At 66.3% G+C, this 25,475-nt stretch carries 25 protein-coding genes; 14 read left to right on the forward strand and 11 right to left on the reverse strand.

Annotated features, from left to right (window positions below; genetic code table 11):
- Positions 1–771 (forward strand): glutaminyl-peptide cyclotransferase, encoded by a 771-nt coding sequence (locus tag ACK6C6_RS20450; protein WP_409269003.1) that lies wholly within the window; start codon positions 1–3, stop codon positions 769–771.
- 1 nt (position 772) lies between these two features.
- Here ACK6C6_RS20450 and ACK6C6_RS20455 read toward each other — a convergent pair whose 3' ends face one another.
- From ACK6C6_RS20455 to ACK6C6_RS20465, 3 genes are read right to left on the reverse strand one after another with little or no spacing between them, the layout of a single operon-like run.
- A complete protein-coding gene (locus ACK6C6_RS20455; protein ID WP_409269005.1) occupies positions 773–1,801 on the reverse strand; it encodes a zinc-dependent alcohol dehydrogenase family protein in 1,029 nt (342 codons plus the stop codon).
- Positions 1,802–1,826: 25 nt separating this feature from the next.
- On the reverse strand, positions 1,827–2,291 hold the full coding sequence (locus tag ACK6C6_RS20460) for a DUF2269 domain-containing protein (RefSeq protein WP_036216897.1): 465 nt from the start codon (positions 2,289–2,291) through the stop codon (positions 1,827–1,829).
- Positions 2,292–3,590: an SDR family oxidoreductase gene (locus tag ACK6C6_RS20465; RefSeq protein WP_409269006.1), complete on the reverse strand. Its 1,299-nt coding sequence runs from the start codon at positions 3,588–3,590 to the stop codon at positions 2,292–2,294.
- Between the two features lie 49 nt (positions 3,591–3,639).
- Here ACK6C6_RS20465 and ACK6C6_RS20470 point away from each other — a divergent pair, with 49 nt between their 5' ends.
- Positions 3,640–4,113 (forward strand): hypothetical protein, encoded by a 474-nt coding sequence (locus ACK6C6_RS20470; protein WP_409269007.1) that lies wholly within the window; start codon positions 3,640–3,642, stop codon positions 4,111–4,113.
- Between the two features lie 48 nt (positions 4,114–4,161).
- On the forward strand, positions 4,162–4,644 hold the full coding sequence (locus tag ACK6C6_RS20475) for a hypothetical protein (protein ID WP_409269008.1): 483 nt from the start codon (positions 4,162–4,164) through the stop codon (positions 4,642–4,644).
- A gap of 55 nt (positions 4,645–4,699) precedes the next feature.
- On the opposite strand, the gene ACK6C6_RS20480 is transcribed toward ACK6C6_RS20475, so the two are convergent.
- Both ACK6C6_RS20480 and ACK6C6_RS20485 read right to left on the reverse strand, forming a co-directional pair.
- Complete coding sequence (locus tag ACK6C6_RS20480; RefSeq protein ID WP_409269010.1) at positions 4,700–7,612, reverse strand: TonB-dependent receptor plug domain-containing protein; 2,913 nt, start codon at positions 7,610–7,612, stop codon at positions 4,700–4,702.
- Between the two features lie 327 nt (positions 7,613–7,939).
- The gene (locus ACK6C6_RS20485; RefSeq protein ID WP_409269011.1) at positions 7,940–8,878 is read right to left on the reverse strand and encodes a DUF808 domain-containing protein; all 939 of its coding nucleotides are present in this window, start codon (positions 8,876–8,878) and stop codon (positions 7,940–7,942) included.
- Positions 8,879–9,076: 198 nt separating this feature from the next.
- Between ACK6C6_RS20485 and ACK6C6_RS20490 the strand changes: the two genes are divergently transcribed.
- From ACK6C6_RS20490 to ACK6C6_RS20525, 8 genes are all read left to right on the forward strand, one after another.
- A complete protein-coding gene (locus ACK6C6_RS20490) occupies positions 9,077–9,298 on the forward strand; it encodes a BrnA antitoxin family protein (RefSeq protein WP_292044202.1) in 222 nt (73 codons plus the stop codon).
- A gap of 88 nt (positions 9,299–9,386) precedes the next feature.
- Positions 9,387–9,671: an HU family DNA-binding protein gene (locus ACK6C6_RS20495; RefSeq protein ID WP_027864703.1), complete on the forward strand. Its 285-nt coding sequence runs from the start codon at positions 9,387–9,389 to the stop codon at positions 9,669–9,671.
- 103 nt (positions 9,672–9,774) lie between these two features.
- Positions 9,775–10,425: a LysE family transporter gene (locus ACK6C6_RS20500; RefSeq protein ID WP_209589936.1), complete on the forward strand. Its 651-nt coding sequence runs from the start codon at positions 9,775–9,777 to the stop codon at positions 10,423–10,425.
- A 135-nt stretch (positions 10,426–10,560) separates the two neighbouring features.
- Complete coding sequence (locus tag ACK6C6_RS20505; RefSeq protein ID WP_409269012.1) at positions 10,561–12,552, forward strand: DUF6600 domain-containing protein; 1,992 nt, start codon at positions 10,561–10,563, stop codon at positions 12,550–12,552.
- A gap of 276 nt (positions 12,553–12,828) precedes the next feature.
- Positions 12,829–13,095, forward strand: coding sequence for a DUF493 family protein (locus ACK6C6_RS20510; RefSeq protein WP_209589938.1), 267 nt, complete (start codon positions 12,829–12,831; stop codon positions 13,093–13,095).
- 88 nt (positions 13,096–13,183) lie between these two features.
- Positions 13,184–13,885, forward strand: a complete 702-nt coding sequence (gene lipB / locus ACK6C6_RS20515; RefSeq protein WP_409269013.1) for a lipoyl(octanoyl) transferase LipB — start codon at positions 13,184–13,186, stop codon at positions 13,883–13,885.
- Positions 13,886–14,899 carry a lipoyl synthase gene (lipA, locus tag ACK6C6_RS20520; protein WP_370661403.1) on the forward strand — a complete coding sequence of 338 codons (1,014 nt, stop codon included), beginning with the start codon at positions 13,886–13,888 and terminating at the stop codon, positions 14,897–14,899. It abuts the gene before it with no gap.
- A gap of 150 nt (positions 14,900–15,049) precedes the next feature.
- The gene (locus tag ACK6C6_RS20525; protein WP_409269015.1) at positions 15,050–18,001 is read left to right on the forward strand and encodes a glycosyl hydrolase 115 family protein; all 2,952 of its coding nucleotides are present in this window, start codon (positions 15,050–15,052) and stop codon (positions 17,999–18,001) included.
- Here the strand turns inward: ACK6C6_RS20525 and ftrA are convergent.
- Positions 17,968–18,927, reverse strand: a complete 960-nt coding sequence (ftrA, locus tag ACK6C6_RS20530) for a transcriptional regulator FtrA (protein WP_409269016.1) — start codon at positions 18,925–18,927, stop codon at positions 17,968–17,970. The two genes, ACK6C6_RS20525 and ftrA, sit on opposite strands and share 34 nt — an antisense overlap.
- Before the next feature lie 90 nt (positions 18,928–19,017).
- Between ftrA and ACK6C6_RS20535 the strand changes: the two genes are divergently transcribed.
- The 3 genes from ACK6C6_RS20535 to ACK6C6_RS20545 all read left to right on the forward strand — a co-directional run bounded on the left by ACK6C6_RS20535 (position 19,018) and on the right by ACK6C6_RS20545 (position 21,966).
- Entirely contained in the window at positions 19,018–19,419 is a 402-nt protein-coding gene (locus ACK6C6_RS20535) for a rhodanese-like domain-containing protein (protein ID WP_409269017.1), read from the forward strand.
- A gap of 89 nt (positions 19,420–19,508) precedes the next feature.
- Positions 19,509–21,485: a helicase-related protein gene (locus ACK6C6_RS20540; protein WP_409269018.1), complete on the forward strand. Its 1,977-nt coding sequence runs from the start codon at positions 19,509–19,511 to the stop codon at positions 21,483–21,485.
- 58 nt (positions 21,486–21,543) lie between these two features.
- Positions 21,544–21,966 carry a PaaI family thioesterase gene (locus ACK6C6_RS20545; protein WP_209589943.1) on the forward strand — a complete coding sequence of 141 codons (423 nt, stop codon included), beginning with the start codon at positions 21,544–21,546 and terminating at the stop codon, positions 21,964–21,966.
- Here the strand turns inward: ACK6C6_RS20545 and ACK6C6_RS20550 are convergent.
- The 5 genes from ACK6C6_RS20550 to ACK6C6_RS20570 all read right to left on the reverse strand — a co-directional run bounded on the left by ACK6C6_RS20550 (position 21,963) and on the right by ACK6C6_RS20570 (position 25,468).
- Positions 21,963–22,481 carry a TlpA disulfide reductase family protein gene (locus tag ACK6C6_RS20550; RefSeq protein ID WP_409269019.1) on the reverse strand — a complete coding sequence of 173 codons (519 nt, stop codon included), beginning with the start codon at positions 22,479–22,481 and terminating at the stop codon, positions 21,963–21,965. The two genes, ACK6C6_RS20545 and ACK6C6_RS20550, sit on opposite strands and share 4 nt — an antisense overlap.
- A 48-nt stretch (positions 22,482–22,529) precedes the next feature.
- Positions 22,530–23,162: a BON domain-containing protein gene (locus ACK6C6_RS20555; protein ID WP_036209783.1), complete on the reverse strand. Its 633-nt coding sequence runs from the start codon at positions 23,160–23,162 to the stop codon at positions 22,530–22,532.
- On the reverse strand, positions 23,159–23,752 hold the full coding sequence (locus tag ACK6C6_RS20560) for a phosphoheptose isomerase (RefSeq protein ID WP_036209780.1): 594 nt from the start codon (positions 23,750–23,752) through the stop codon (positions 23,159–23,161). The genes ACK6C6_RS20555 and ACK6C6_RS20560 overlap by 4 nt, the downstream gene beginning before the upstream one ends.
- Before the next feature lie 85 nt (positions 23,753–23,837).
- A complete protein-coding gene (locus ACK6C6_RS20565; protein WP_209589944.1) occupies positions 23,838–24,194 on the reverse strand; it encodes a YraN family protein in 357 nt (118 codons plus the stop codon).
- 2 nt (positions 24,195–24,196) lie between these two features.
- The gene (locus ACK6C6_RS20570) at positions 24,197–25,468 is read right to left on the reverse strand and encodes a penicillin-binding protein activator (RefSeq protein ID WP_409269020.1); all 1,272 of its coding nucleotides are present in this window, start codon (positions 25,466–25,468) and stop codon (positions 24,197–24,199) included.
- Between the last annotated feature and the right edge of the window lie 7 nt (positions 25,469–25,475).

Genomic DNA, 25,475 nt, shown 5'->3' on the forward strand with positions numbered 1-25,475 from the left:
ATGCTGAAACCACTCGCCACCTTCGCCATCGCCGCCGCCATTGCCGTCCCGGCCCAGGCAGCCGTCCCGGTCTACGGCTTCGTCGTCAAGAACACCTATCCGCACGACCCGAAGGCCTTCACCCAGGGCCTGTTCTTCCGCGACGGCCACCTGTACGAGACGACGGGCCGCAACGGCAGCTCCTCGCTGCGCAAGGTCGACCTCAAGAGCGGCAAGGTGCTGCAAAAGGCCGACATGCCGGCGGAAGTCTTCGGCGAAGGCTCGACCCCGGTCGGGAACAGCATCCTTGCCCTCACCTGGACCTCGCAGGTCGGCTACGTGTTCGACATGAAGACCTTCAAGCTGAAGCAGACCTTCAAGTATGTCGGCGAAGGCTGGGGCCTGGCTAGCGACGCGAAAGCGGTGTACATGAGCGACGGCAGCTCCTTCATCCGGGTCCTGGAACCGAAGACCATGAAGGAAGTGCGGCGCGTCCAGGTGACGCACCAGGGCCAGCCGATCGCCCAGCTGAATGAGCTCGAGATGGTCGAGGGCGAGCTGTTCTCGAACGTCTGGGGCACCGACCTGATCCTGCGTATCGATCCGGACAGCGGCAAGGTGAAAGGCGTGATCAACCTCGAAGGCCTGCTGCCCCCGGCGCAGCGCGGCACCCTCGATCCGGACGCGGTCCTGAACGGCATCGCCTGGGACAGCAAGGGCAAGCGCCTGTTCGTCACCGGCAAGCTGTGGCCCAGGCTGTACGAGATCGAACTGGTGCCGCAGAAGCGCTAGCTCAGTGGTCCTGGCTGGTGACGTCGATGACCACCTTCCCGAAGTGCGAACCTGATTCCATGTAGCGGTAGGCCTCCTGGGCCCGCGCGAACGGGAACACGCGGTCGATCACCGGCTTCAGGCCGGTGACGTCGGCGAAGCGCATCACGTCTTCCAGCATCGCGCGGCTGCCCACGAAGATGCCGACCATGCGCTTGGCGGTGGCCAGCAGCGAAGCCGGGTTCACCTCGCCGCCGAAGCCGCTGACGCCGCCGATGATCGCCACCGTCCCGCCCATCGCCGCCGCCGACACCGAGCGGTTGACCGTGCCCTTGCCGCCGACTTCCAGCACCACGTTCGCGCCCCTGCCCTGCGTCATGGCCAGCACTTCCTCGTGCCATTCGGGGATTTCCTGGTAGTTGATCGTGTGGTGCGCCCCGAGGTGGCGGGCGCGCTGCAGCTTCTCGTCGCTCGAGGAGGTGATGATGGTGCGCAGGCCGGCGGCCTTGGCCAGCTGCATGCCCAGCACCGAGACGCCGCCGGTCCCGAGCAGCAGCACGGTGTCGCCCGGCTTGAGCCCGTTGCTGGACACGAAGATCGCATTCCACGCAGTGACGCCGGCGCAGGGCATGGTGGAAGCCTCGACGAAGCTCAGCGAGGCCGGGATCTTCGCCAGCGCGTCCTCGTGCAGTACCACTTCCTCGGCCAGCATGCCGTCGATGTCGCCGCCCAGGGCGTGGCGGATCTTGTCGGCCGAGGTCATGCCGTCCTGCCAGTAGGGGAAGAAGGAGCCCGCCACGCGGTCGCCGACCTGCACCCGCGTGACGCCCGGCCCGATTTCCAGCACTTCGCCGGCGCCGTCCGAGCAGGGGATGATCGGATCGTCCACGGTGACGAGGTAGTTGCCGCTGGCGACCATCAGGTCGCGGTAGTTCAGCGACACCGCATGCACGCGGATGCGCACTTCGCCGTGGCCGAGGTTGCGGTCGGGGTAGTCGATGCACTGCAGCCCGTCGATATTCGCGCCGGGAAGAATCTGGTATGCCTTCATGAGGGTCTCCTGAGGATGAAAGAGGTCACATCGGCTTGGCCACCATCAGCCAGAAGATCACCACGAAGGCGATGAAGGCCGGCACGCCGAGCGTGACCCAGATGCGGAAGTAGCGCCAGTACTGCGGCGTGAGTTCGGTGCCCGTGCGCGCCGCTTCCTGGGCGATGTCGCGCATGCGGATCTGCAGCCACACCACCGGCAGCCAGCAGGCGCCGGCCAGCACGTACAGCGTGATCGACCACATGATCCACTTGCTGTGCAGCGGGTAGCCCGCCAAGTGGATCAGGTAGAAGCCGGTGAGCGGCTGCGCGATCGCGGTGGTCGCCGTGAACAGCCAGTCGGCCACCACCACGTACTTCGCCACCACGGCGATCGCGCGCACGTCGCGGCTGACGTTGGCGAACAGCATGTACCAGGCCGAGCCGATGCCGGTGCCGAACAGGAAGGTGGACGACAGGATGTGCAGCCACTTGACGACGACGTAGTCCATTTATCTTTCCTCCAGTTCGTAGAGCAGCCAGATGGCTGCCAGCATGGGCAGGTTCTTGGTGAGCGGGCCGTAGGGATGCAGCAGGAATTCCGGCAGCTTGATGGCGATGACGACGGTGTAGAAGCCGATCAGGCCGAGCTGCGCCAGCCACAGCCAGCGGCGCCGCGCCAGCAACAGGATGCCCAGGCCCAGCGCCAGGTCGAAGGTGGCGGCGCCGTACAGCATCAGGGGCTGCAGGTCCGGCGGAATGCCGGTGCGGGCCAGCAGGTCGTAGCTGGCCTCGACCGGGTACAGGCCGTAGGAGACGATCGCGGTGATGATCCACACCGCCACGATCGAGAGGCGCAGGACCGGCAGCAGCCAGCCCAGCTTGGCCTGGGTGCGCTCGGCGCCGGGATGGCGGATGAAGTCCTGTACCGGGCGCGGCGGATGGCCGAGCAGCTGGGTCGTCATCGACACGTCGCCGGCATTGCCGCGGTCCAGCATGCGCAGCGCCTCCTCGTCGAGCAGTCCGCCCGGCAGCACGCGGCCGAACTTCGCCATCAGGCGCGCCAGCGCGCCGGGCAGCGGCAGTACCGGCTGGCGCCCCATTCCCATGCTTGTGCGCAGTGCCTGCAGATAGTCGGTGAAGGGCATCGCCTGGGGGCCGACCAGGGGCACGCGCAGGGCCGTGCCGTTAGCGGGCGGCAGCGGCAGGCGGTGCTTGAGCAGCCCGGTGACGGCCGCCACCAGGTCGTCGATGTGGATCGGCTGCACCAGCTGGGGCGCGCTGCCGAAGCGCAGCGTGAGCGGCATGCTGGCCAGGGTGCGGAACACCCTGGCGCTGGTCCCCTCGCTGCCGTATACCAGCGAGGGCTGGACGATGTAGGCGCGTACGGAAAGCGAGGCCAGGTAGTCGTCCGCCGCCTTCTTGGACAGGTGGTAGCGGGTGTCGGCGGCACGGTCGGCGCCCAGGGCCGAGAGCTGGATCACCATCTGCACCTCGTGCGATTCGGCGCAGGCGGCGAACAGGGCGCGCGGCGCTTCGGTGTGCAGGCGCTCGAAGGTCTGGCTGCCGGTTTCGCGGAAGATGCCGACCGTGTTGATCACCACGTCGATGCCGCCCAGTTGATTCAAGCGCGCCAGCCAGACGGATTTATCGGTATCTTGGACGAAGTCCGCATGGATGTAGGCGAGGCGTGGTTCCGTACTGCTCCTGGGCCGGCGCACCGCGCAGACGACGTGGTGGCCTTCGGCCAGCAATGCCTGCAGCAGGTGTTGTCCGATGAAACCGCTGGCTCCCGTCAGCAAGATCCGCATCCATGCTTCCTTTCACGCAATTCAACTGTAACCCGATCAAGAGGACCCTATGCAAACGCAAGCCTGGAACTCGGCACTACAGCGCGGCCTCGTCGGTGGCGCCACCTCCAGCATCCTGTCGACGGTGGCGCTGGCGGCCCTCGGCAAGAAGGAAGTCGGCAGCGCCTACGCGCCCACCAATGCGGTCAGCCACTGGCTCTACGGCGACAAGGCGGCGCGCCACAGCGGCCCGTCCATGCGCTACACCGTGCCGGGCTACCTGATCCACCATGCCAGCGCCACCTTCTGGTCGATCCTGTTCGAGCGCTTCGCCGGCAAGTATCTCGACCGCAATACGCCGGTCGGCATGCTGACGGCGGCGGCGGCCACCTCGGCCTTCGCCTACTTCGCCGACTACAACTTGACGCCCAAGCGCTTCCATCCCGGCTACGAAAAGCACCTGTCCAAGCCTTCGCTGGCCGTCGTGTATGCCGGCTTTGCGCTGGGCCTGGCGGCGGGCGCCGCGCTAATGCGTCGCAAGTAGTCTAGAGCAGGCAGAGAAAACGTGCCGCCCTATGTCTATGCGTTAATAGTGCACGGGGTCATCGGCTTCCTCGACGTGGCGATCAACCACGAATGGCTGGCGAAACTGCCCTCGCGGCCCGAGTGCGTGTCCGAAGAACGCCTGCACAGCGCGCGCGAATTCCTGTTCGCGGCGCTGTTCGCCTCGCTCGCCTGGTGCGAGTGGCACGGGGCCTTCGTCTGGTGGATCGCGGCGCTGTTCGCCGGCGAGCTGCTGGTCACGGCGCGCGACGTGGTGGTGGAAGGGGAGGTGCGCCAGCTGCCGGCCAGCGAGCGCTTCCTGCACCTGTTCCTGTTCATGAACCTCGGCATCATGTACACGCTCACCGGGCAGGCGCTGCTGGCCTGGCAGGCACTGCCCACCGGGCTGGCGCCGGTGAGCCATGGCTGGGCCAGCTGGTTGCTGAGCGCGATGGCCCTGGGGGCGTTTGCCTGGGGCGTGCGCGATGCACGCGCGTCGCTGCGCCTTGGCAGTAGGCCGATATCGGCCTGACGCGGAAATAAAAAAGGCCGCCCGAAGGCGGCCTCGAATCACTGATTGGAAAGCATCAGAATTCGTAACGTGCCGTGAAGCGCACGCCGCGCGGCGTCTGGTACGAGGTCGGACGGCGCCAGTTCAGGTTCAGGCGGCCCTCCACGTCGCTGGTAGTGGCACGGCTGTAGTCGCGTTGCTCGTCGACCTCGGTCACTTTCTGCGAGTTGAAGACGTTGAACACGTCGACCTGCAGGGTCAGCTTGTGCGTACCGAATTTCGGCAGGTAGGCGAAGGACATGTCCAGCGACGAGCTCCAGGGCGTGCGGCCGAAGGTACCGCGGTTGTGCAGCTCGCTCTTGCCCTGCGCATTCAGGCAGTAGTACGAGGACGCGACGTTATAGCCCGAGGCGTCGTCGTAGTCGAACGCGTCGTAGGGCACGTAGCCGATGCAGCTGATCGGACGGCCGGAAGCGACGGTGGCGTTGAAGCCCAGGCGCATCCGCTCGTTGAGCATGTAGTTGCCGAAGGCTTTCAGCACGTGGCGGCGGTCATTCGACAGGTAGCCTTCCGAACCATGGGTCAACGACGGGAAGTCGAAGTCCTGCGACACGCCTGCGTCTTCCTGGTTGATGACCGAGTTCACATAGCCTTCCGCCGAACCTTTCGATTTCGACAGGGTGTACGAAGCGTTCAGGCTCCACTTGCCGTCGAACGGGCGGTCCAGCGAGAACTCCAGCGCCGCGTACTTGCGGGTGTACTTTTCCAGGCCGATGTAGGCAGCCGGGAAGGTAACCGGCACCAGCTTGCCGTTGTTGTCGAGATCGACCTGCAGCGTGACGTCCTCGCCCGGATTGACCATCATGCACTGCGCCATGGTGCCCGAATCGAAGTTCGGGTGACCATTGTCTTCAGCCCATCGCTGGAATGCCGAGTGAGAACAGTAATCGTCCATGCCGTTGTTGACCTTGCGGAAGACGGCGCGCGCACCGAAGTTCCACCCCTTCATCACCGCTTGCTGGAAGCCCAGGATCAGCTCGTCCTGCGACATCGGCTTGAGGTTCATGTCGGCCACGGTGGCCGGATTCGGCAGCTTGCCGTCGCCATTGACCAGCGGGGTACCGACTTCGGTCAGGCCAAGCGGGGCGGCGGTGACCGGGTCCATGCCGGTGTAGCGGTAGAAGCGGTCGACCGAATATTCACCGCGGGTGGCGCGGATGTTGGTGTTGGACGCGACCGGGATGAAGTAGCGGCCCAGGGTGCCGTACAGCTTGGTGGTGGCGTCACCCTTGACGTCCCACGAGAAGCCCAGGCGCGGCGCCTTCAGGTTCTTGGCCTCGACGAAGCTGACGCCCTCGCCGTTCATGTTATCGAAGGATTCCCAGCGCATGCCGCCGTACAGCAGGAGGTTGTCCGTAACTTTCCAGTTGTCCTCGATGTAGTAGGCATCGTTCTGGACTTCGAATTCGCCCGTGGTACTGGTGACGGTGCGGCCGCGCACGTAGAGCGAGCCCGGCGCCACCGCATTGGCCACGCCGTTGACGGCGCCGGTGGTGCTGCGCAGGTAACGCCAGTAGATGCCGCCCGAGAAGGCGTCGCCGGCCTGGCTGGATGTGAATTTCTGCGAGTCGATACCGCCGCGCAGCGAGTGCGAACCGATGGTCCAGTCGGCGTCGATGCGGAAGGCACGGCGCTTGTCTTCGTCGAACTTGGGCGCGTTCGGGTCACGGGCGCTCAGCAGGAAGGGTTCGTTCCAGCAGCCGAGCTTGTTGACGTCGACGTCGTACACGGTCGGGCAGTCCAGGGCCGCCACGCGGTAGCCGGTGGTCCTCGGCTGCTTGTCGTCGACGGCGCCCACCAGGGCCGACAGCGTGAAGTTGTCGGTCAGGTAGCCGGTGTACTTGCCGATCAGGGTGTGGCCGCCCGATTCGATCGTACCGGTGCCTGGCGTGCCGACGTGGCTGGTGGCCCATTCCTGGCCTTCGGCATGGACATAGTCGATGTAGTCGGTCTTGCTCTTGTTGCTGATGCCGGTGAACTCGAGGCGGTGCGTCTCGTTCGGCGTGAAGTCGACCTTGATCATGCCGTTCGGCTGGGTCGACTTGGTCTCGGTGCTGCGGTTCTGCAGGAAGGTGTCGGTGGTATCGCGGCGCCCTTCGAGCACGCCGAAGACGAACAGCTTGTCCTTGATGATCGGGCCGCCCGCATAGACGTTGGCATTCAGGTCCGTCTGCTTGTTGTACTTGCGGAAGACCTTGTACTTGGCGTTGTCGGGATCGAGATCGAGCAGGTTCTGGCCGCTGGCCTGCAGCGACTCCGGCGAGAAATAGACCGAAGCGCCGCCCTTCCAGGTGTTGGTGCCGCGCTTGGTGACGATGCTGATCACGCCGCCCAGGGAACGGCCGTACTCGGCGCCGTAGCCACCGCTCTTGACCTGCTGCGCGCCGATGGCTTCGAACGGCAGGTTGGAATACGAGAGGAAGTTACGGATATTGGTGACGTCGAAGCCGTTGATGTAGTAGCCGTTTTCGGCAACCGATGCGCCGGCGAAGGACGGCAGGCTGCCGCCGCCCAGGTCCGGGTCACCCCGGACCACGCCCGGGGCCAGGATCGCGATCGCGTTGATGTCGCGCGCCACCGGCAGCGCAGCGATCTGGTCGGCGGTGAAGACGGTGCTGGTTTCCGCGGTCGAGGTGTCGATCAGGCTGCGGCTACCCTGCACGACCACGCGTGCCACGGTGTCGCCTCCCAGGTCGACCGCGGTACCGGAACCGATCGACACGTTCACGTCGCGGGTGATGCCGCCGCCTTCGACGCGGTACGAGCCCGGCTGGAGCTTGGCAGCGGTATAGGTGCCGTTCGCATCGACGGTGATCTGGCGCGTCGCGCCATTCTCGATGCTGGTAATCGTGATCTTGTCACCGGGCTTGCCGCGGCCATAAATCGAGCCTTCGGAACTCTGCGCGATGGCGACAGAGGAAATCAACATGCCAACTGCAATTGCGGCGGCGCTAAGCTGACAGCGCCCGGATGAGAAACGCATAGATGCTCCTGGTTGTTATAAACATTGTTTTATCAGTCGCGGTCAACATATTGCTACCGCGAATGATTTATTGGCGGAGTATCCATGCTGGCAATTTGTCAAATAGTTGTCTATTTACGCAGCATGTTTTGTAAATATCATGCACCGTGAGTGCGTTTTGACGCGGGGAAGCGCCAGGCCGCAGTGCGGCCTGGCGTTTTGTATGCAGGGTGACTGGCCGGGGCGGCCATGGGAGGAGGAAGGACGGGCGGGATCTGGTCCCGCCCTGTTTGATCAGTGGGCGGCTTTCTTGCCGCGCATGCGCTGCACGAGGGTCACGACCATCAGCACGAGGGCGCCGAGCACGACGCCGGCCAGTGCATCGACGATGGTCGGGGTGATCGCCGCCAGCACGCCGCCGACGCCCGGCACGCCGGCCGTCACCTGCGCCGCGCCTTCGGCGAAGTGGTGCAGCGGCTCCCAGGCGTGGGCGATGATGCCGCCGCCGACCATGAACATGGCCGCGGTGCCGGCGATCGACAGGAATTTCATCAGCTTCGGCGCGGCGGCCAGCAGCAGCCTGCCGGTACCGCGCGCCAGGCCGCTGGCCTTCTGGCTCAGGGACAGGCCGGCGTCGTCCATCTTGACGATGGCGGCCACCAGGCCGTACACGCCGGCCGTCATCGCCAGCGCAATCGTGGTCAGCACCAGCACCTGCTGGCTGAACGGCGCGTTTTCCACGGTGCCGAGGGCAATCACGATGATCTCCGCCGACAGGATGAAGTCGGTGCGCACCGCGCCCTTGATCTTCTCCTTTTCCATCGCACACATGTCCACCGCCGGGTTGGCCACGGCAGCGGCAAGCTCGGCACGACGCTGATCGTCTTCTTCCTTACTGTGCAGGAACTTGTGCGCCAGCTTCTCGAAACCTTCGTAGCACAGGAAGGCGCCGCCGATCACCAAGAGCGGGGTGATCAGCCAGGGCACGAAGGCCGAGATCGCCAGCGCCGCCGGCACCAGGATCGCCTTGTTCTTGAACGAGCCCTTGGCCACGGCCCACACCACCGGCAATTCGCGCTCGGCGTTGACGCCGGTGACCTGCTGCGCATTGAGCGCCAGGTCGTCGCCGAGCACGCCGGCGGTCTTCTTCGCCGCCACCTTGCTCATCGCCGCAACGTCGTCGAGGATCGTCGCGATATCGTCCAGTAATGCCAGCAAACTGCCTGCAGCCATTGTTCATGCTCCAATCATGTCAAGTTCGCCACATCTTACCTGAGCCCGTAAAGCTGGTCACACGGTTCAGCGCGGCTTTATGCATTTCAGTCGCGTAAATCTGCATCTCGTCGCTTTTGCCGGGCATCCGGAAAATCGCGTACGTATAGTGCAATCTGTTGGCTGCGGTACTGCAGCCTCGCCACCGAAGGAGATGCCATGAATACCGAATCGACCCTGCAAGCAGCACAGATCGCGGCACCAGTGCGCCGTGCTCGTCCGCCGAAACGCAAGACCCGCATCACGATCTACCTCGACGACGAAGTCCTGAACGAATTCCGCAACCTGTCGGAACGCTGCGGCACCGGTTACCAGACCCTGATCAACGCCGCCCTGCGCCACCGCCTGGCGGCGCCGAGCGTGGAAAACAGCCTGGCCTGAGGCTGCGCGTCGCTTCGCCTCCGGACGGGATTACATAGAGCAATTCTTTTGTGCTAATCTTCCCGCTCTTTTAACCCCGGAGGGACTTATGAAAAAAGGCGAACTGATCGCGGAATTCGCGAAGCGCACCGAGATGTCCGGCGCGGCTGCCAACACCGCCGTCAACACGATCATCGAGATCATCACCGAGCGCCTGAAGAAGGGTGACACGGTCGGCATCACCGGCTTCGGCACCTTCTCGGTCACCAAGCGCGCTGCGCGCAAGGGCCGCAACCCGGCAACCGGCGATGTCATCAAGATCGCAGCATCGAAGACCCCGCGCTTCGCTGCCGGTGCGACGCTGAAAGCAGCTGTCAACCCAAAGAAGAAGTAAGCAGTACCCTGGCCTTGCGCCGCGCTCCGGTTGATCCGGACGCGCGCGCTGGCCCGTTTTGCATTACCCTCCTCCCCCTTTCCCTTCCTTTTCCCCTAGCAGCATGAGCTTCGCTACCTGGATCGCCTTCGTCATCGCCGGTTCCCTGATCGCCATTTCGCCCGGTTCCGGCGCGGTGCTGTCGATGTCGCACGGCCTCGCGTATGGCCTGAAGAAAGCCAGCGCTACCGTGCTGGGCCTGCAGCTCGGCCTGATCCTGGTGCTGGTGATCGCCGGCGCCGGCGTGGGTTCGCTGCTGCTGGCGTCTTCGGTGGCGTTTACCGCGGTGAAGATCGTCGGCGCGCTGTACCTGATCTACCTGGGCATCGCGCAGTGGCGCGCACCGGCGGCCCCGGCCGCCGATGCCGGCGCGGTGAGCAGCGCCGGCCTGCCCGCCCATCCGGGCTTCGGCAAGCGCGTGATGACCGGCTTCCTCACCAATGCCACCAACCCCAAGGGCATCATTTTCATGGTCGCGGTGCTGCCCCAGTTCATCAACCAGAAAGCGCCGCTGCTGCCGCAACTGGCCATCCTCGGGGTGACCATGGTGACCATCGATTCGATCGTCATGCACGGCTATGCCGGCATGGCATCCATGATGCAGCGCTTCCTGCGCGACGTGCGCGCCGTGAAGCTGCAGAACCGCATCTTCGGCGCCGTGCTGGTGGTGATGGGCACGCTGTTATTCCTCGTTGAACCGGGCCGCCGCGCCTAAGGGGACGAGGCACCGCTGCCGCTGCTTGTGTATCTGTCACTCAGCAGTTGAAACTTTCTGTAAGTTGCGTATTCCCCGCACGCTTTTGTGCGTTGTAATCAGGTAGCCGTCCTTCGTCCACCTAGCGGAGCTCCCATGAACAAGCGATTCGCCCGTACCGCCGTGATGCTCGCGCTCACGGCTTTATCCACTGCCGCCCTGGCGCAGGGCACGCTGGAGACCGAGCCGCCGGGCCGCGTCGGCCGCGTTTCGCTGGCCCAGGGCAAGGTCAGCATCAGCGGCGATGTGGGCGAGTCCGCCACCGCCGCCCTGGTCAACTGGCCGGTCACCAGCCGCAACCTGATCACTACCGAACCGAACGGACGCACCGAAGTGCGGATCGGCTCGACCGCGATCCGCATCGACGGCGACAGCTCGCTCGAAGTGAGCGAACTGGACGACGACAGCCTGCGCCTGCGCCTGCACTACGGCAGCGCCAGCATCCGCATCCTGAGCGAGGACGTGCTGCCGGAATTCGAACTGAGCACGCCCCAGGGCCGCGTGCGCATGCTCAAACCCGGCCGCCTGCGCGTGGACGCCGAGCGCGTGCGCGATACCAGCGTGGTCAGCGTGTTCGACGGCGAGGCCCAGGTCGATGGCGGCGGCGCCAGCCTGACCATCCGCGCCGGCCGCAGCGCCGAGCTGCGCGACGACGACGTGCGCACATTGCAGGCGCAACGCGACGCTTTCGACGACTGGGCATTGGGGCGCGACCGGGAGCTCGACGGTGCGCGTTCGGCGCAGTACGTCACCACCGAAATGACCGGCTACGAAGAGCTGGACCGCCACGGCATCTGGCAGGACGACATCGAGTACGGCCCGCTGTGGATCCCGTCGGTCACCTCGAGCTGGGTGCCCTACCGCGACGGCCGCTGGACCTGGATCGCCCCCTGGGGCTGGACCTGGGTCGACAATGCGCCCTGGGGCTATGCGCCCTTCCACTACGGCCGCTGGGTGCACGTGAAGAACCGCTGGGCCTGGGCCCCGGGCCGCAAGGAACACTACGGCCGCCGTCCGATCTGGGCGCCGGCGCTGGTCGGCTGGGTCGGCGGCAGCGGCTGGAGCGCGAGCTTCCACCAGCACGGTTCGCGTCCGGCCACCGGCTGGTACCCGCTCGGCCCGCGCGACCACTACGTGCCGCACTACCGCCTGTCGGACGAGCGCCTGCGCCGCCTGAACTCCTGGGGCTGGCGCGACCGCAAGGACGGCGACCGCCGCGACCGCGACCGGAATCGCGACGGCGTGCCCGACTACCGCCAGCGCGGCCTGACCGTGGTCCCGCATGCGAACTTCGGCCAGCGCGGCCAGGTCGTGGTGCCGGACGTGCCGCGCGCCACCCTGCCGGGCGTCATCCCGAGCGCTCCGGGCACCGCGCCGTCGGCGCCGCTGGCTTGGCGCGACCGCGCGGCCCGCCGCGACAGCGACCGCGACGGCATCCCCGACCGCATCGACCGTGACCGCGATGGGGACGGCATTCCGAACCGGGTCGATACCCGGCCGGGCGGCATCCGCGACCGCGCCGACCGTGACGGCGACGGCATCCGCAACCGTGTCGACCGCGATCGGGATGGCGACGGCATCCCGAACCGCGTCGACCGCGACGGCTGGGGCCGCGACCGCGCCGAACGCGGCCAGCGTCCGCCGGTGCTGACGACCAATCCGGCGCCCCGTCCACCGGTGGCGGCGACGCCGGGCCAGCAGCCGTTCCAGCCGGGCGCGATCACCACTGCCCCGCCGCCGGCGCCGGCAGTGGTGCAGGAGCCCGCCCGTCCGCAGTGGGGACGCGGACGCGAGGACGAGCGCCGCGAACGTCCCGAGCGTGCCGAGCGCTGGGACCGTGGCGAACGTGGCGACCGGGGCGAGCGATTCGAGGGCCGCCGCGAGCGTCCGCAGCCGGTGGCGGCGATGCCGCAGCCGGCCGCGCCGAGCATGCCGCCGCCACAGGCGGTCGCGCCCCCGCCGCCACGCGTGATGGCGCCGCCGCCTGCGCCGGTGGCAGCCCCGCCCGCGCCGCCGCCGGCGCGCGCCAGGCTCGAACGCCGCTCCGAAGCCCTGGACCACGGGCGGCCCAACGAAAGGGAGCGCTGATGTGAAGGCGGCGGCGGCGCCGTCCATGCCGCCGTTTGCGCCGCCCGTCACGCCAGGCTGCCGTTCGTCACATGGCGCTCGCGATCTGGACGGCGGAGGAATACAGTCGCATCACTCGCTCGCAGGCAGCAGCGCTGCTCCGAGCGACCCCATGTCCCGCTATTCTTCCCATTCCAAAAAGAATAGTTCAGGCCGGCCACAGCGCCGGCCTTTTTTTTCGCCCCTGCAGCACCATATGGGATTGGCTACAATGCCGCTTTGCACAGGACAAATACCATGGACCAGAAAGAATCCCTCATCGAATATCCGAGCGACTTCCCGATCAAGGTGATGGGCGCGACGCATGTCGATTTCGCTTCGACAATTGTCGAAGTGATTACGCAACTGGATCCGACTTTCCATGCCGGCAAGATGCAAAGCCGTCCATCTTCCAAGGGCAACTACACCGGCCTGACCGTGACCGTGCGCGCCACCAGCCGCGAGATGCTGGACGACGTCTACCGCGCCCTGTCCTCGCACCACATGGTCAAGATGGTGCTGTAAGGGGTCAAAGGGATGGACGGCCGGCGGGCACGATGCATCGCGCTGGCTTATAATGACAGGGCTGTCCATATTCCCGCCCTATACCCACATGTCCGCTACCCGTCCCGCCACGCCGCTGATCCGTGAGCTCGGCCGCGCCGACTACGAACCGACCTTCGCCGCGATGCGCGCCTTTACCGACGCGCGTACGCCCGACACGCAGGACGAGCTGTGGATCGTCGAGCATCCCCCTGTGTACACGCTGGGCCTGGGCGCCGACCGCGCCCACGTGCTGGCGCCCCACGACATCCCCGTGGTCCAGACCGACCGCGGCGGCGAGGTCACCTACCACGGTCCCGGCCAGGTCGTGATCTACCTGCTGATGGACCTGCGCCGCAACAAGCCGGGCGGCAAGCTGTACGCCCGCCAGTTTGTGGCAAAAATCGAACAGGCGGTCATTGAGGTGCTGGCGGCGTATAATCTCGCGGGCGAACGCGTTGCCGGGGCGCCCGGCATCTATATCTCGCAAGGGCCACGCAAGGGCGCGAAGATCGCCGCCCTCGGCCTCAAGGTGCGCGGCAACGGCTGCACCTACCATGGCGTGTCGCTGAACGTGGCGATGGACCTGGCCCCGTTCACGTGGATCAACCCGTGCGGATACTCCGGGCTGGCCACGGTCGACATGCGCACCATGGGCGTGGAAGTCCCGCTGGCGGATGTCCAGCAGGCGCTGGCGCAGCAGCTGATATATCAGCTGCGTGCGCCAACCGGGACGGTTGAAGCAACCGTGCCGGCAACGAACAACCTCTGAATGGAAGCCCCTTCCGGGCTCAAGCCAATGACCACCGACACCAACACCGGTACTGCCCAAGCCTACGACGCCACCGAAAAGCAGAAGGGCGCCAGCAAGACCTCGCGCATCCCGATCAAGATCGTTCCGATCGCCGACACCGAGCGCCTCAAGAAGCCGGACTGGATCCGCGTGAAGGCCGCGACCGCCTCGTCGCGCTTCTACGAGATCAAGGACATCCTGCGCGCCAACAATCTGGTGACCGTGTGCGAAGAGGCGAGCTGCCCGAACATCGGCGAATGCTTCGGCAAGGGCACCGCGACCTTCATGATCATGGGCGACAAGTGCACCCGCCGCTGCCCGTTCTGCGACGTCGGCCACGGCCGTCCGGATCCGCTGGACGTGAACGAGCCGGGCAACCTGGCCAAGACCATCGCCGACCTGCGCCTGTCCTACGTCGTGATCACCTCGGTGGACCGCGACGACCTGCGTGACGGCGGCGCCGGCCACTTCGTCGAGTGCATCACCAAGACCCGCGCGCTGTCGCCGAACACCAAGATCGAAGTGCTGGTGCCGGACTTCCGCGGCCGCCTGGAAAAGGCCCTGAACATCTTCGCCGACGGCCTGCCGGACGTGATGAACCACAACCTGGAAACCGTGCCGCGCCTGTACAAGGAAGCGCGTCCGGGCGCCGACTACAAGCACTCGCTGGTGCTGCTGCGCGACTTCAAGAAGATGTACCCGACCGCGGTCACCAAGTCCGGCCTGATGGTCGGCCTGGGCGAGACCGACGAGGAAATCCTGGAAGTGATGCGCGACATGCGCGAGCACGATATCGACATGCTGACCATCGGCCAGTACCTGGCGCCGTCGAACTCGCACCTGCCGGTGCGCCGCTACGTGCACCCGGATACCTTCAAGATGTTCGAAGAGAAGGCCTACGAGATGGGCTTCGTGCACGCCGCCGTGGGCGCGATGGTGCGTTCGTCCTACCACGCCGACCAGCAGGCGCACGAGGCGGGCGTCGCAGCGTAAGCACCTGCGGACCTGTCACAAGGGCCGGCCCGCGCATGCGGCGCCGGCCTTTTTCGTTAACCAGTCTTTCGTTTGACTCCTTGCCCGGACAATAATAGACTCTGATGATTGCGCTAACATTTATTGTTGGCTATAACAATCGGAGGCGACATGGCAGCACCAGCGAGGCCCGGCAGCGGGATCGGAACACGCATCATGCAGCGGCTGCTGTGCTGCCTGGCGCTCGGCCTGTGCCTGTCGCTGCCGGCCGAGGTTCATGCGCTCGGTACCCCGCGCTTCGTCGACGTGCAGGGCAAGGATGGCGTCCAGCTCGTGGGCAAGGGCCGCGCCGCCCCGATCGTGGTCGGCAAGGACGACTTCCCCGGCGTGCTGCGCGCGGCGCGCGACCTGCAGCGCGACATTCAGCGGGTCACCGGCAAGACGCCACAATGGCAGACCAGCGCAGCCGGGAGCGACGTCATCATCGTCGGCACGCTAGGCCGCCACCCCCTTATCGATGAACTGGCCAGGCAGGGCAGGATCGATACGCGCACGCTCGCCGGCCAATGGGAGGGTTTTCTGATCCAGGCGGTGACGGACCCGCTGCCCGGCGTGAAGCGCGCCCTGGTCATCGCCGGCAGCGACAAGCGTGGCAGTATCTACGGCATCTACGCGCTGTCCGAGCAGATCGGCGTCTCGCCCTGGCACTGGTGGGCCGACGTGCCGGTGTCTCGCCACGCGGCGCTCAGCGTCCCGCTGGACACCCGCCTGATGGACAAGCCGGCGGTCCAGTACCGCGGCATCTTCCTGAACGACGAAGCGCCGGCGCTTACCAATTGGGCCAGGCAGCGCTTCGGCGGCTACAACCGCAAGTTCTACGAGCAGCTGTTCGAGCTGATGCTGCGCATGCGCGCCAACTACCTGTGGCCCGCCATGTGGGGTTCGGCCTTCTACGATGATGACAAAGGCAACGGCGAACTGGCCGACACCATGGGCATCGTGATGGGCACCTCGCACCACGAGCCGATGATGCGCGCCCACCAGGAGTGGCTCCGCCACGGCAAGGGCCCGTGGGATTACAGCCGCAATGCCGACACCCTGCGCGCGTTCTGGGCCCAGGGCCTGCGCAACACGCGCGACTACGAAAAGGTGATCACGATGGCGATGCGCGGCGACGGCGACGAGCCGATGTCGGAAAGCGCCAACGTCGACCTGCTGGAGCGCATCGTGCGCGACCAGCGTTCGATCATCAGGCAGGAACTGAACCGCGATCCGGCCACCGTCCCGCAGTTGTGGGCGCTGTACAAGGAAGTCCAGGAATACTACGAGAAGGGCATGCAGGTGCCGGACGACATGCTGCTGCTCTGGTGCGACGACAACTGGGGCAACATCCGCCGCCTGCCCACGCTTGACGAACGCAAGCGCAGCGGCGGCGCCGGGGTCTACTACCACTTCGATTACGTGGGCGGCCCGCGCTCCTACAAATGGCTGAACGTGACCCAGATCGCCAAGGTCTGGGAGCAGATGAACCTGGCCAACGAGTACGGTGCGAACCGGCTCTGGATCGTCAACGTGGGCGACCTCAAGCCGATGGAAGTGCCGACCGAGTTCTTCCTCGCCTATGCCTGGAATCCGCAAGCCTGGCCCGCCGAGAAACTGCCGGCCTATCTGGAGGCCTGGGCCGCGCGCGAGTTCGGCGCCCGGCACGCCGGTCGCATCGCCTCGATCGTCGAGCGCTACACCCGCTACAACGCGCGCCGGCGTCCGGAACAGCTGGAACCGACCACCTACAGCTTGAGCGCCTACGACGAAGCGGAGCGGGTGGTGAACGACTACAAGGCCCTGGTCGACGAAGCCCGCCAGGTCGGCCAGGCCCTGCCGAAGACGATGCAGGACGCGTATTTCCAGCTGGTCGAGTATCCGGTGCGCGCATCCGCCAATGCGCTCGACATGTGGGTGTCAAGCGGCAGGAACGCCCTGTACGCGCGCCAGGGACGCGCCACCACCAACGACCTGGCCGCGCGCGTGCAGCGCCTGTTCGACCGCGACGCCGAACTGACCCGCCAGTACCACGGCGCTAATCGTGGCAAGTGGAAGCACATGATGTCGCAGAACCGCTTCGGCTACACCAACTGGGCCCAGCCCTATCGTGACGTCATGCCGGCGGTATCGCGGCTGCGCCTGCCGGAACCGAGCGCGCCGGGCGGCATCCGCGCGGCCGACCAGATGGGCGTGGTGGTGCAGGGCAGCCAGGCGGTGTGGCCGGCCTACGGGCTGCAGCACATGAGCGTGCCGGCGCTGGACGTGTTCGACAGGCAGCCGCGTTACATTGAACTGTTCAACCGCAGCAGGGAACCCTTCGACTACGCGCTCAAGGCGAGCCATCCGTGGGTCCGGCTCAGCCATGCGGCAGGGCGGGTCGACAAGGAACAGCGCATCCTGGTGGACGTGGACTGGAACGCCGTCCCGGCCGGCAGCATGGAGGCCGAGCTGACGGTGAGCGGGCCGGAAGGAGCGAAGCTCATCGTCAAGGTCCCGGTGCACAAGCCGGAAGGCTTGAGTCCGCAGTCCGCGCAGGGGCACGTGGAGAGCCGCGGCGTGGTCGCCATCGAGGCCGAGCACTTCAGCCGCCAGCATGCGCCGCAAGGGCGCCGGTGGCTCAGGATTCCCGGCTACGGCCATACCCTGTCGGGCATGACCACGATGCCGGCCGCCGCGCCGGCGCTGAGGGTGGAAGACGGCATGCGGCTGGAGTACGACGTGCACCTGTTCAAGGCCGGCGAACTGAAGCTGCATGCGACCCTGGGACCGACGCTCAAGTTCCAGCCAGGGAAGGGCTTCCGCTTCGCCGTGTCGATCGACGACGGTCCGCTGCAGGAAGTCAACGTGCACGCCGACGAATCCGAACAGTACTGGAACCAGCTCGTGTCCGATGGTGTGGCGAAGTTCGTCACCACCCACCGCGTGGACCGCCCCGGGCGCCACACGGTCAAGTTCTGGGCCCTGGATCCGGGACTGGTGCTGCAGCGCCTGGTGATCGACGCGGGCGGGCTGCAGCCGAGCTATCTGGGGCCGCCGGAAAGTCCCTACTATCCGGCCAGGCGGGAGGCTGCGCTGCGGTAGCGGCCGGGCGGCGGCAGGCCGTGCTTGCGGAAGTGGTGGCGCAGCGATTCGGCGGAGCCCAGGCCAGCCAGGTCGGCCACTGCCTCGATCGCCAATCCCGGCCGCGTTTCCAGCACCTGCGCCGCCAGCGTGACACGTTCGCGCACCAGCCAGGCCAGCGGCGTGAGTCCGGTACGGTCCTTGAAACGGCGCTGGAAGGTGCGGGTGCCGAGCCGCGCCTGCACGGCCATCGAGTCCACCGTGTGCGGCGCGCGCAGGTTCTCGCGCACCCAATCCATCAGCTGGGCGATGCCGTTCTCCCCGGGCGAGGGCAGGGGACGCGCCACCAACTGCGCCTGGTCGCCGTCGCGGTGGGCGGGAATGACCAGGCGCTGGGCGACCCGGCCCGCGAGTTCGACCCCATGGTCGCTGCGTACCAGGTGGAGCAGCATGTCCAGGCCCGCCGCCGAACCGGCCGAGGTGACGATGCCATCGTCCTCCACGTACAGCACGCCCTGCTGTACCTTCACTTCAGGGAAATCCTGCGCGAGCCGGTCCAGGTAGCGCCAGTGCGTGGTCGCCTTCTTCCCGTCCAGCAGGCCCGCGTGGGCCAGCACGAAGCTGCCCGAGCAAATAGTGCAGAGGCGTACGCCGCGTGCGCGGGCGCGCCGCAAGGCGTCGAGCAGGGCAGGGGAGGGCGCCTCGGCGGCATCGCGCCAGCCGGGGATGACGATGGTGTCCGCCGCTTCGAATGCCTCCAGGCCGTGCGCCACCTGGACGCTCAGGCCGCCCAGGGCGCGCAGGGGGCCGGGTTCGTCCGCACACACCGCATGGGTGTACCAGGGAACGCCGAGTTCGGGCCGCTCGAGGGCGAACAGTTCGACGGCGCAGCCGAATTCGAAGGTGCACAGGCCGTCGTAGGCGAGGATGGCGACATGGTGCGGCATGGCGCGATGTTACCAGTTTCTGTCAGGCCGGCTACTAGGGGGGGTTGGCCCCGGCTGCCACACTGTGGACTCTTCAACAAGGAGGTTCACATGACGTCAGCCGTTTCCGCCGTACCCGCCGCAGCGAGCGACCGGGCCCTTGCCCACTTCAGCGCGGCCTTCGCTTTCGAGACCGACTGTGCCGACGTCCACGGCGCCATCGCCGCCGGCCAGCAGGATTTCGTCCTGCTCGACACCCGCAGCCCGGAACTGTACGCACAAGGACACGTCCCCGCAGCACTCAACCTGCCGCATGGGAAGATCGTCGAGATCAAGCTGCGCGAGTATCCGATGGACACGCTGTTCGTGGTCTACTGCGCCGGCGCGCACTGTAACGGCGCGCACCGTGGTGCCGAGCGCCTGGCCAGGCTGGGTCGGCCGGTCAAGCTGATGATCGGCGGTATTACCGGCTGGCTGGACGAAGGATTTGAGCTGGAAAAGCGCGAGGCCTGACAGGATGCTGGCTTGCGCAGGGGAACCGGAGCCGTGCGTGTTCGCGCGCTGCGCTATAGTGATGTCAACCAGACATCACGCAAGCAACCATGAATCAATCCCACCCTCCACTAGATGACACCGAACACGACGACGCCTTCCTCGAACGCGAGCTCGACTTCGCCGAGCGCGGCATCGAACTGGTCAAGATGGAAGGCCGCGTCTTCCTGCGCTTCTCGGGCGAAGTGCGCTACGAAGGCCTGCGCGTGCCCTACCGCCTGGTGCCTTCGCGCGGCGTGCTGGCCAAGCCGAGCAAGTGGCGCAAGATGGACGTGCTGGCGCGCCGCGACCTGCTCGAGGAACGCGCCACTCCCGACGCCATCGAAGAGCTGCAGACCGAAGCCGAGGCCTTCGTGCGCGACATCGCGGAAGAAGCCGACGACTTCGGCTGGGACCCGATGCTGTTCCTGCACGTGCTCGACGAGCTGGAAACCTCGGAGCCGGCCGAATACGTGTTCCAGCGCATCTCGCAGCGCCTGACCCATGCCATCGAGCGCGAGCAGGAAGAGCGCCACGCCGCGCGCACCAAGGAAAGCATCAACTTGGCCGAGTACCCGGAATCCTTCGAGGTGGCCAGCCGCATGCAGCGCAAGTTCATCGCCCTGCTCGGACCGACCAACTCGGGCAAGACCCACCGCGCGATGGAGGCGCTGGCCAAGGCCGCAAGCGGGGTCTACCTGGCTCCCTTGCGCCTGCTGGCGCTGGAGAACTACGAGCGCCTGCAGAACGCCCGTCCGCACGGCGCGCCCATCAAGGTCAGCCTGATCACCGGCGAAGAGCGCCGCATCGCCGAAGACGCGACCCACGTCGCCAGCACCGTCGAGATGCTGGATACGAAAACGCAGGTCGAAGTGGCGGTGATCGACGAGATCCAGATGCTGGCCGACCGCGACCGCGGCGCCGCCTGGACCGCGGCCGTGTGCGGCGCGCCGGCATCGACCGTGTTCCTGGTCGGCGCCCCGGAAGCGCGGCGCGCGATCGAGGCGCTGGCCGAACGCCTGGAAGTGCCGCTCGAAGTCCACGTGCTGAAACGCATGGCGCCGCTGGCGATGGAGCCTTCGCCGGTGCGCAAGCTCGGCAACCTGCGGCGCGGCGACGCCGTCATCGCCTTCTCGCGGCGCGACGTCCTGATGTGGCGCGACATGATCACCGAGAAGGGACTGTCGGTCGCCACCGTGTACGGCAACCTGTCGCCCGAAGTGCGGCGCGCGCAGGCCGAGCGCTTCCGCGAAGGACAGGCCGACATCGTGGTCGGCACCGACGCGCTGGCGATGGGCCTGAACATGCCGATCGCGCGCATCGTGATGACGACCGCCGTCAAGTACAACGGCTATGAGGAAGAAGAGATCTCGGCGGCGCTGGCCAAGCAGATCGCCGGCCGGGCAGGGCGCTACGGCGTACACGAGGAGGGTTTTGTCGCGGGCTACGACGACGACACCCACGAGGTGATGCGCGCGCTAATGAAGGAAAAGATTCCGCCGGTGGCGGCAACCGGCTTCGCGGTCGCGCCTTCGCTCGAGCAGCTGCACCGCATCTCCTCGGTGACGGGCGAGACCTCGCTGGTGAAGCTCTTGAAGCGCTTCGTGCACAACATCGACGTGCCGGACGGTTTCTTCTATCCGCGCATCACGGAGGAGCAGAACGAGCGGGCCGAATGGCTCGACACGCTGCCGCTGTCCGTGGCCGAGAAGTTCATGCTGTCGCTGGTGCCGATCTCGAGCCGGGTGCCGGTATTGCAGAGCGCCTGGGAGCACTGGGCGCTGTCGCTGGCCAAGAAGAAGGTGTGCAAGCTGCAGCCGCCTACCCAGGAGCTGTATTACATGAACCTGCAGGAGGTCGAGGATACCTGCCGCATGTATTCCGCCTATGCCTGGCTGGGCTACCGGGAGCCGGAACACTTCCCGAGCATCGAACTGGCGCAGCAGCTGGCACGCGAGGCATCCGAACGGGTCGATTCGATGCTGCAGCAGCAGAACACGGCGGCGCGGCAGCGCGGCGGTTCTAGCGGGGGCAAGCGCAGGCGCTAGTGGCCCGCTTCACCCCGGGCAGTGTACGATGCCGCTTTTTTTAACGACAGTACCCGCCATGAACCCCAAGTACACCCCTGACTCCTTCAACGACTTCGGCAAGTCCTTCCTGCCGGGCCACCTCGGCATCCGGATCACCGAAGTCGCCGAAGGCCGCGTCGCGGCCGAGCTGCCCGTGCAGCCCCACCTGCTGGCCCCGAACGGCTACCTGCACGCCGGCAGCGTGGTCACGCTGGCCGACACCGCGGCCGGCTACGCCTGCATCGCTCACCTGCCGGAAGGCGCGCACAGCTTCACCACCATCGAATTGAAGTCGAACCACCTGGGCACCGCGCGCCAGGGAACCATCGCCGTGGTGGCGACCGCCGTGCACCTGGGACGCACCACGCAGGTGTGGGATGCTGTGGTCACCGACAAGGACAGCGGCAAGACCATCGCCCTGTTCCGCTGCACCCAGATGATTTTGTACCCCAAGGCTTAAGAAGCCAGCTCTTTCTCGATCAGCTTGTGCAGGGTCGGGAAGTCCGGCTCGCCCACGTACTGCTTGATGATCCTGCCCTGCTTGTCGATGACAAAAGTGGTCGGGGTCAGGGTGACGTCGCCGAACTGCTTCGCGATGTCGCCGGCCGAGTCGATGGCGACCTTGAAGGGCAGCTGGCGGGTCTCGGTGAAGTTCAGCACGTAGTTGGGCGGGTCGTACTGCATTGCGACCGCCACGAACTCCAGGCCCTGTGCCTTGTATTTGTTGTAGGTCTCGACCATCTGCGGCATCTCCTTGACGCAGGTGACGCAGGAAGTCGCCCAGAAGTTCACCATCACCACCTTGCCGCGCAGGGACTCGGTACTGATCTTGTCGCCGGCAATGCTGATGAAGGTGACGTTCGGCGCGGGCGGGGCGCTCGTGAAGGAGGCGTAGCCGATGCCGGCCAGGGCCAGCACGACGGCGGCAGCGGCGGCGGGCTTGATCCAGGAACGGGAGAAAGTCTGAGCGGTCATGATGGAGGCGGATGAGAAAACGGCAGGACCGCAGTCCTGCCGTTGGCATTAACCCTGGCTTGGCGCCGTTTGGTTGGCGCGCGGGTCTTCGTCGGCGATGTATTCGAAGATCTTGACGACCTTGACCACGCCCGGCACGCCCTTGGCGACGTCGGCGGCGATATTGCCTTCACGCGCGGTGACCAGGCCCTGCAGGTAGACGATGCCGCGCTCGGTGGTCACCTTGAAGGCGGTGGCCGAGACGGTCTTCTTGTCGACCAGGCTGGCCTTGACCTTGGTGGTGATCAGGGCGTCGTTCGAACGCGAGGTATAGCTCGACGGGCCGGCGATTTCCAGCTCGTTGATCACCGAGACCACGTTGTCGATCGCGCGCACTTCGCGCTCGGCCGCCTGCTTCATCGCGTCGTCGCGCACTTCGCCGGTCAGCAGCACCTTGCGGTTGTAGCTGGTGACGTTGATGTGGCCGTTCTCGCCGGTGAGCTCGCGCAGCTTGAGCTCGGCCTTGACGTTGATCGCCTTGTCCTCGGTCTGCATGCCGAGGGTGCGGCGGTCGTTGGCCGACAGGACGGCTGTGGCGGCGCCGCCCACGGCCATGGCCACGCAGCCCGACAGCGATGCCGCGAGCGCGGTACCCAGGACGATTTTGGACAGCAGGCCGGCCAGCGGGCGCAGTTTGGTCATTCCTCTTCTCCTCCGAACAGTGCGACGTCGATGCCGTCGCAGATGCAGTGAATCGCGCACAGGTGGACTTCCTGGATGCGCGCGGTGCGTGCGTGGGGCACGTTGATATGGATGTCGGCGTCGGTCAGCATCTTCGCCAGCGCGCCGCCGTCCTTGCCGGTGAAGGCGACGATGCGCATCTCGCGCTCCAGCGCCGCCTCGACCGCGGCCAGCACGTTGGCCGAATTGCCCGAGGTCGAGATCGCCAGCAGGACGTCGCCGGCCTGGCCGAAGGCCTGCACCTGCTTCGAGAAGATCTCCTTGAAGCTGTAGTCGTTGCCGACCGCCGTCATGATCGAGGTGTCGGTGGTCAGCGCGATCGCGGGCAGCGGGAAGCGCTCGCGCTCAAAGCGACCGACGAGCTCGGCAGCGAAGTGCTGGCAGTCGGCGGCGGAACCGCCGTTACCGCAGGCCAGGATCTTGTTGCCGTTGGACAGGGCGCCGAACATGAGTTCGACGGCCTGCGAAATGGGTTGTGCCAGGGCAGCAGCCGATTTCATCTTGAGATCGGCGCTCTCCTGGAAGTGAGCGAGGATGCGTTGAGTGTTCATAGCCGAGAATTATAGTGCAGTGGCAACCCAGGTCGGGCAACCACGGTAAAAATTGCTTACATTTAAATAAGCGCCGTAGATACAGTTAGTCGATGACATTTTGCAGCCACTCCAGCTGTTCGCCATCGATGGCGACGACATCGAAGCGGCAAGGCGGCGTAACGGGAAAACGCAACAGGTACACCTGGGCCGCGCGCACCAGGCGGCGGATCTTGGCGGGAGTGATGCTGGCGGCAGCGCCGCCGTGTTCGCGATCGGCACGCTGGCGCACCTCGACGAACACCAGGGTATCGCCATCGCGCATGACCAGGTCGATTTCGCCGCCCTTGCAGCGAAAATTCTCTTCGACCGGCTGCAAGCCGTGGCGTCGCAGGTGGAGCAGGGCGACCCGCTCCCAGTCGCGGCCCTGGGCCTGCCGCGGTGACAGGCGCAGCGGCCACATGATTAAAAAGCGACCGTTTCGTACATGCCGTCACGGTACACCGTGCCGGTTTCGACGCGCCGGAAGCCCCCTGCACCGGCGCCCATATCGATCGACAGGCGGCCGGTCACGCCATCCAGTTCGAAGCGGGCGTCGGGACGTGCGGCCAGTTCGCGGGCGATGCGGTAGGCGTCGATGCCGAGGGCGTACAGACGCTTCATGTCGTAGCCGCCGGTCTCGCCGCTCCAGCGCGGATAGCTTGCCACCAGGGGATTGTCCGGCTGCACGGTCCAGGGCAGGTCGAGGATGCGCACCCCGGCCAGTTCCGGTCCGCCCACGGTCGGGTCCGGGCCCGGGTTGATCGAGCCGGTACCATAGGTCGGCAGCGAGGTGCCGATGGCGCTGCGCACCTGGCGCAGCTGGACCGGGTCGAGGGCGGCGAACACCAGTTGCGGCTGGTCGACCTGCATGCGCGCGCGCAGCTCGGCCAGCGCGTTGGGATCCACGTAGCCGTCGCTGCTGGGCAGTTCGACGGTAGCATTGTTCAGGCCCAGCTGCGCCCAGCGCGCGGCGAAGGCGCCCGACAGGCGTTGCTGCCATGCGGCCTTTCCGGTCAGCACCAGGGCGCGCCCGCCCGGCTGTTCCGCGGCAGCCCAGTCGGCCACCTGGCTGGCTTCTTCTTCGAGCGACAGGCCGACCACCAGCATCTGGCGCGGCAGCGGGCCATTGGTCTGCGGGTGATTCAGGGCAATGGTCGGCTTGCTCACGATGCCGCTGGTGGCCAATGCGGCCACGGCAGGGCGGGTGAGGGGGCCGACCACGATGTCGTTCTGTTCGCTGGCACGCGCATAGGCATCGAGCGTGGCCTGCGCGGAATCGCTGGTGGGAACCAGGTTGACGGTCACGCCGCTGCGGTCGCGTTCGTAGCCGGCCATGAAGCCGGCGCGCAGCGCTTCGGCAGGCTGGGCGAATGCGTCGGATTGCATGGGCAGCAGCAGGGCAATACGTACTCCTTGCACGCCCGTGCGGGGGAGGCTCGATGCCAGCGGACGGCCATCGGAAGGCCCGAGTTCGACCGGATTGGTGCGGACCGGGGCGGACGCCGGCGGGGGCGTATAGCCGGGTTCGGCAGGTGGCGGGCTTGCACTCGGCGCTGCGGGCGCGCAAAATCCGCCCGGTACGCCGCAGCCCCTGTCCGGCGGCATTGGCGTGCTGCTGCAGCCCGCCAGTGACGAGGCCAATACGCCCAGCGCGGCCGTCGCCAGCAGCGCCCTGATATTCTTCTTCTTCAACATCGGAATC

Source organism: Massilia sp. BHUDP2, from assembly GCF_046236355.1.
Classification (GTDB): Bacteria; Pseudomonadota; Gammaproteobacteria; order Burkholderiales; family Burkholderiaceae_D; genus Telluria; species Telluria varians.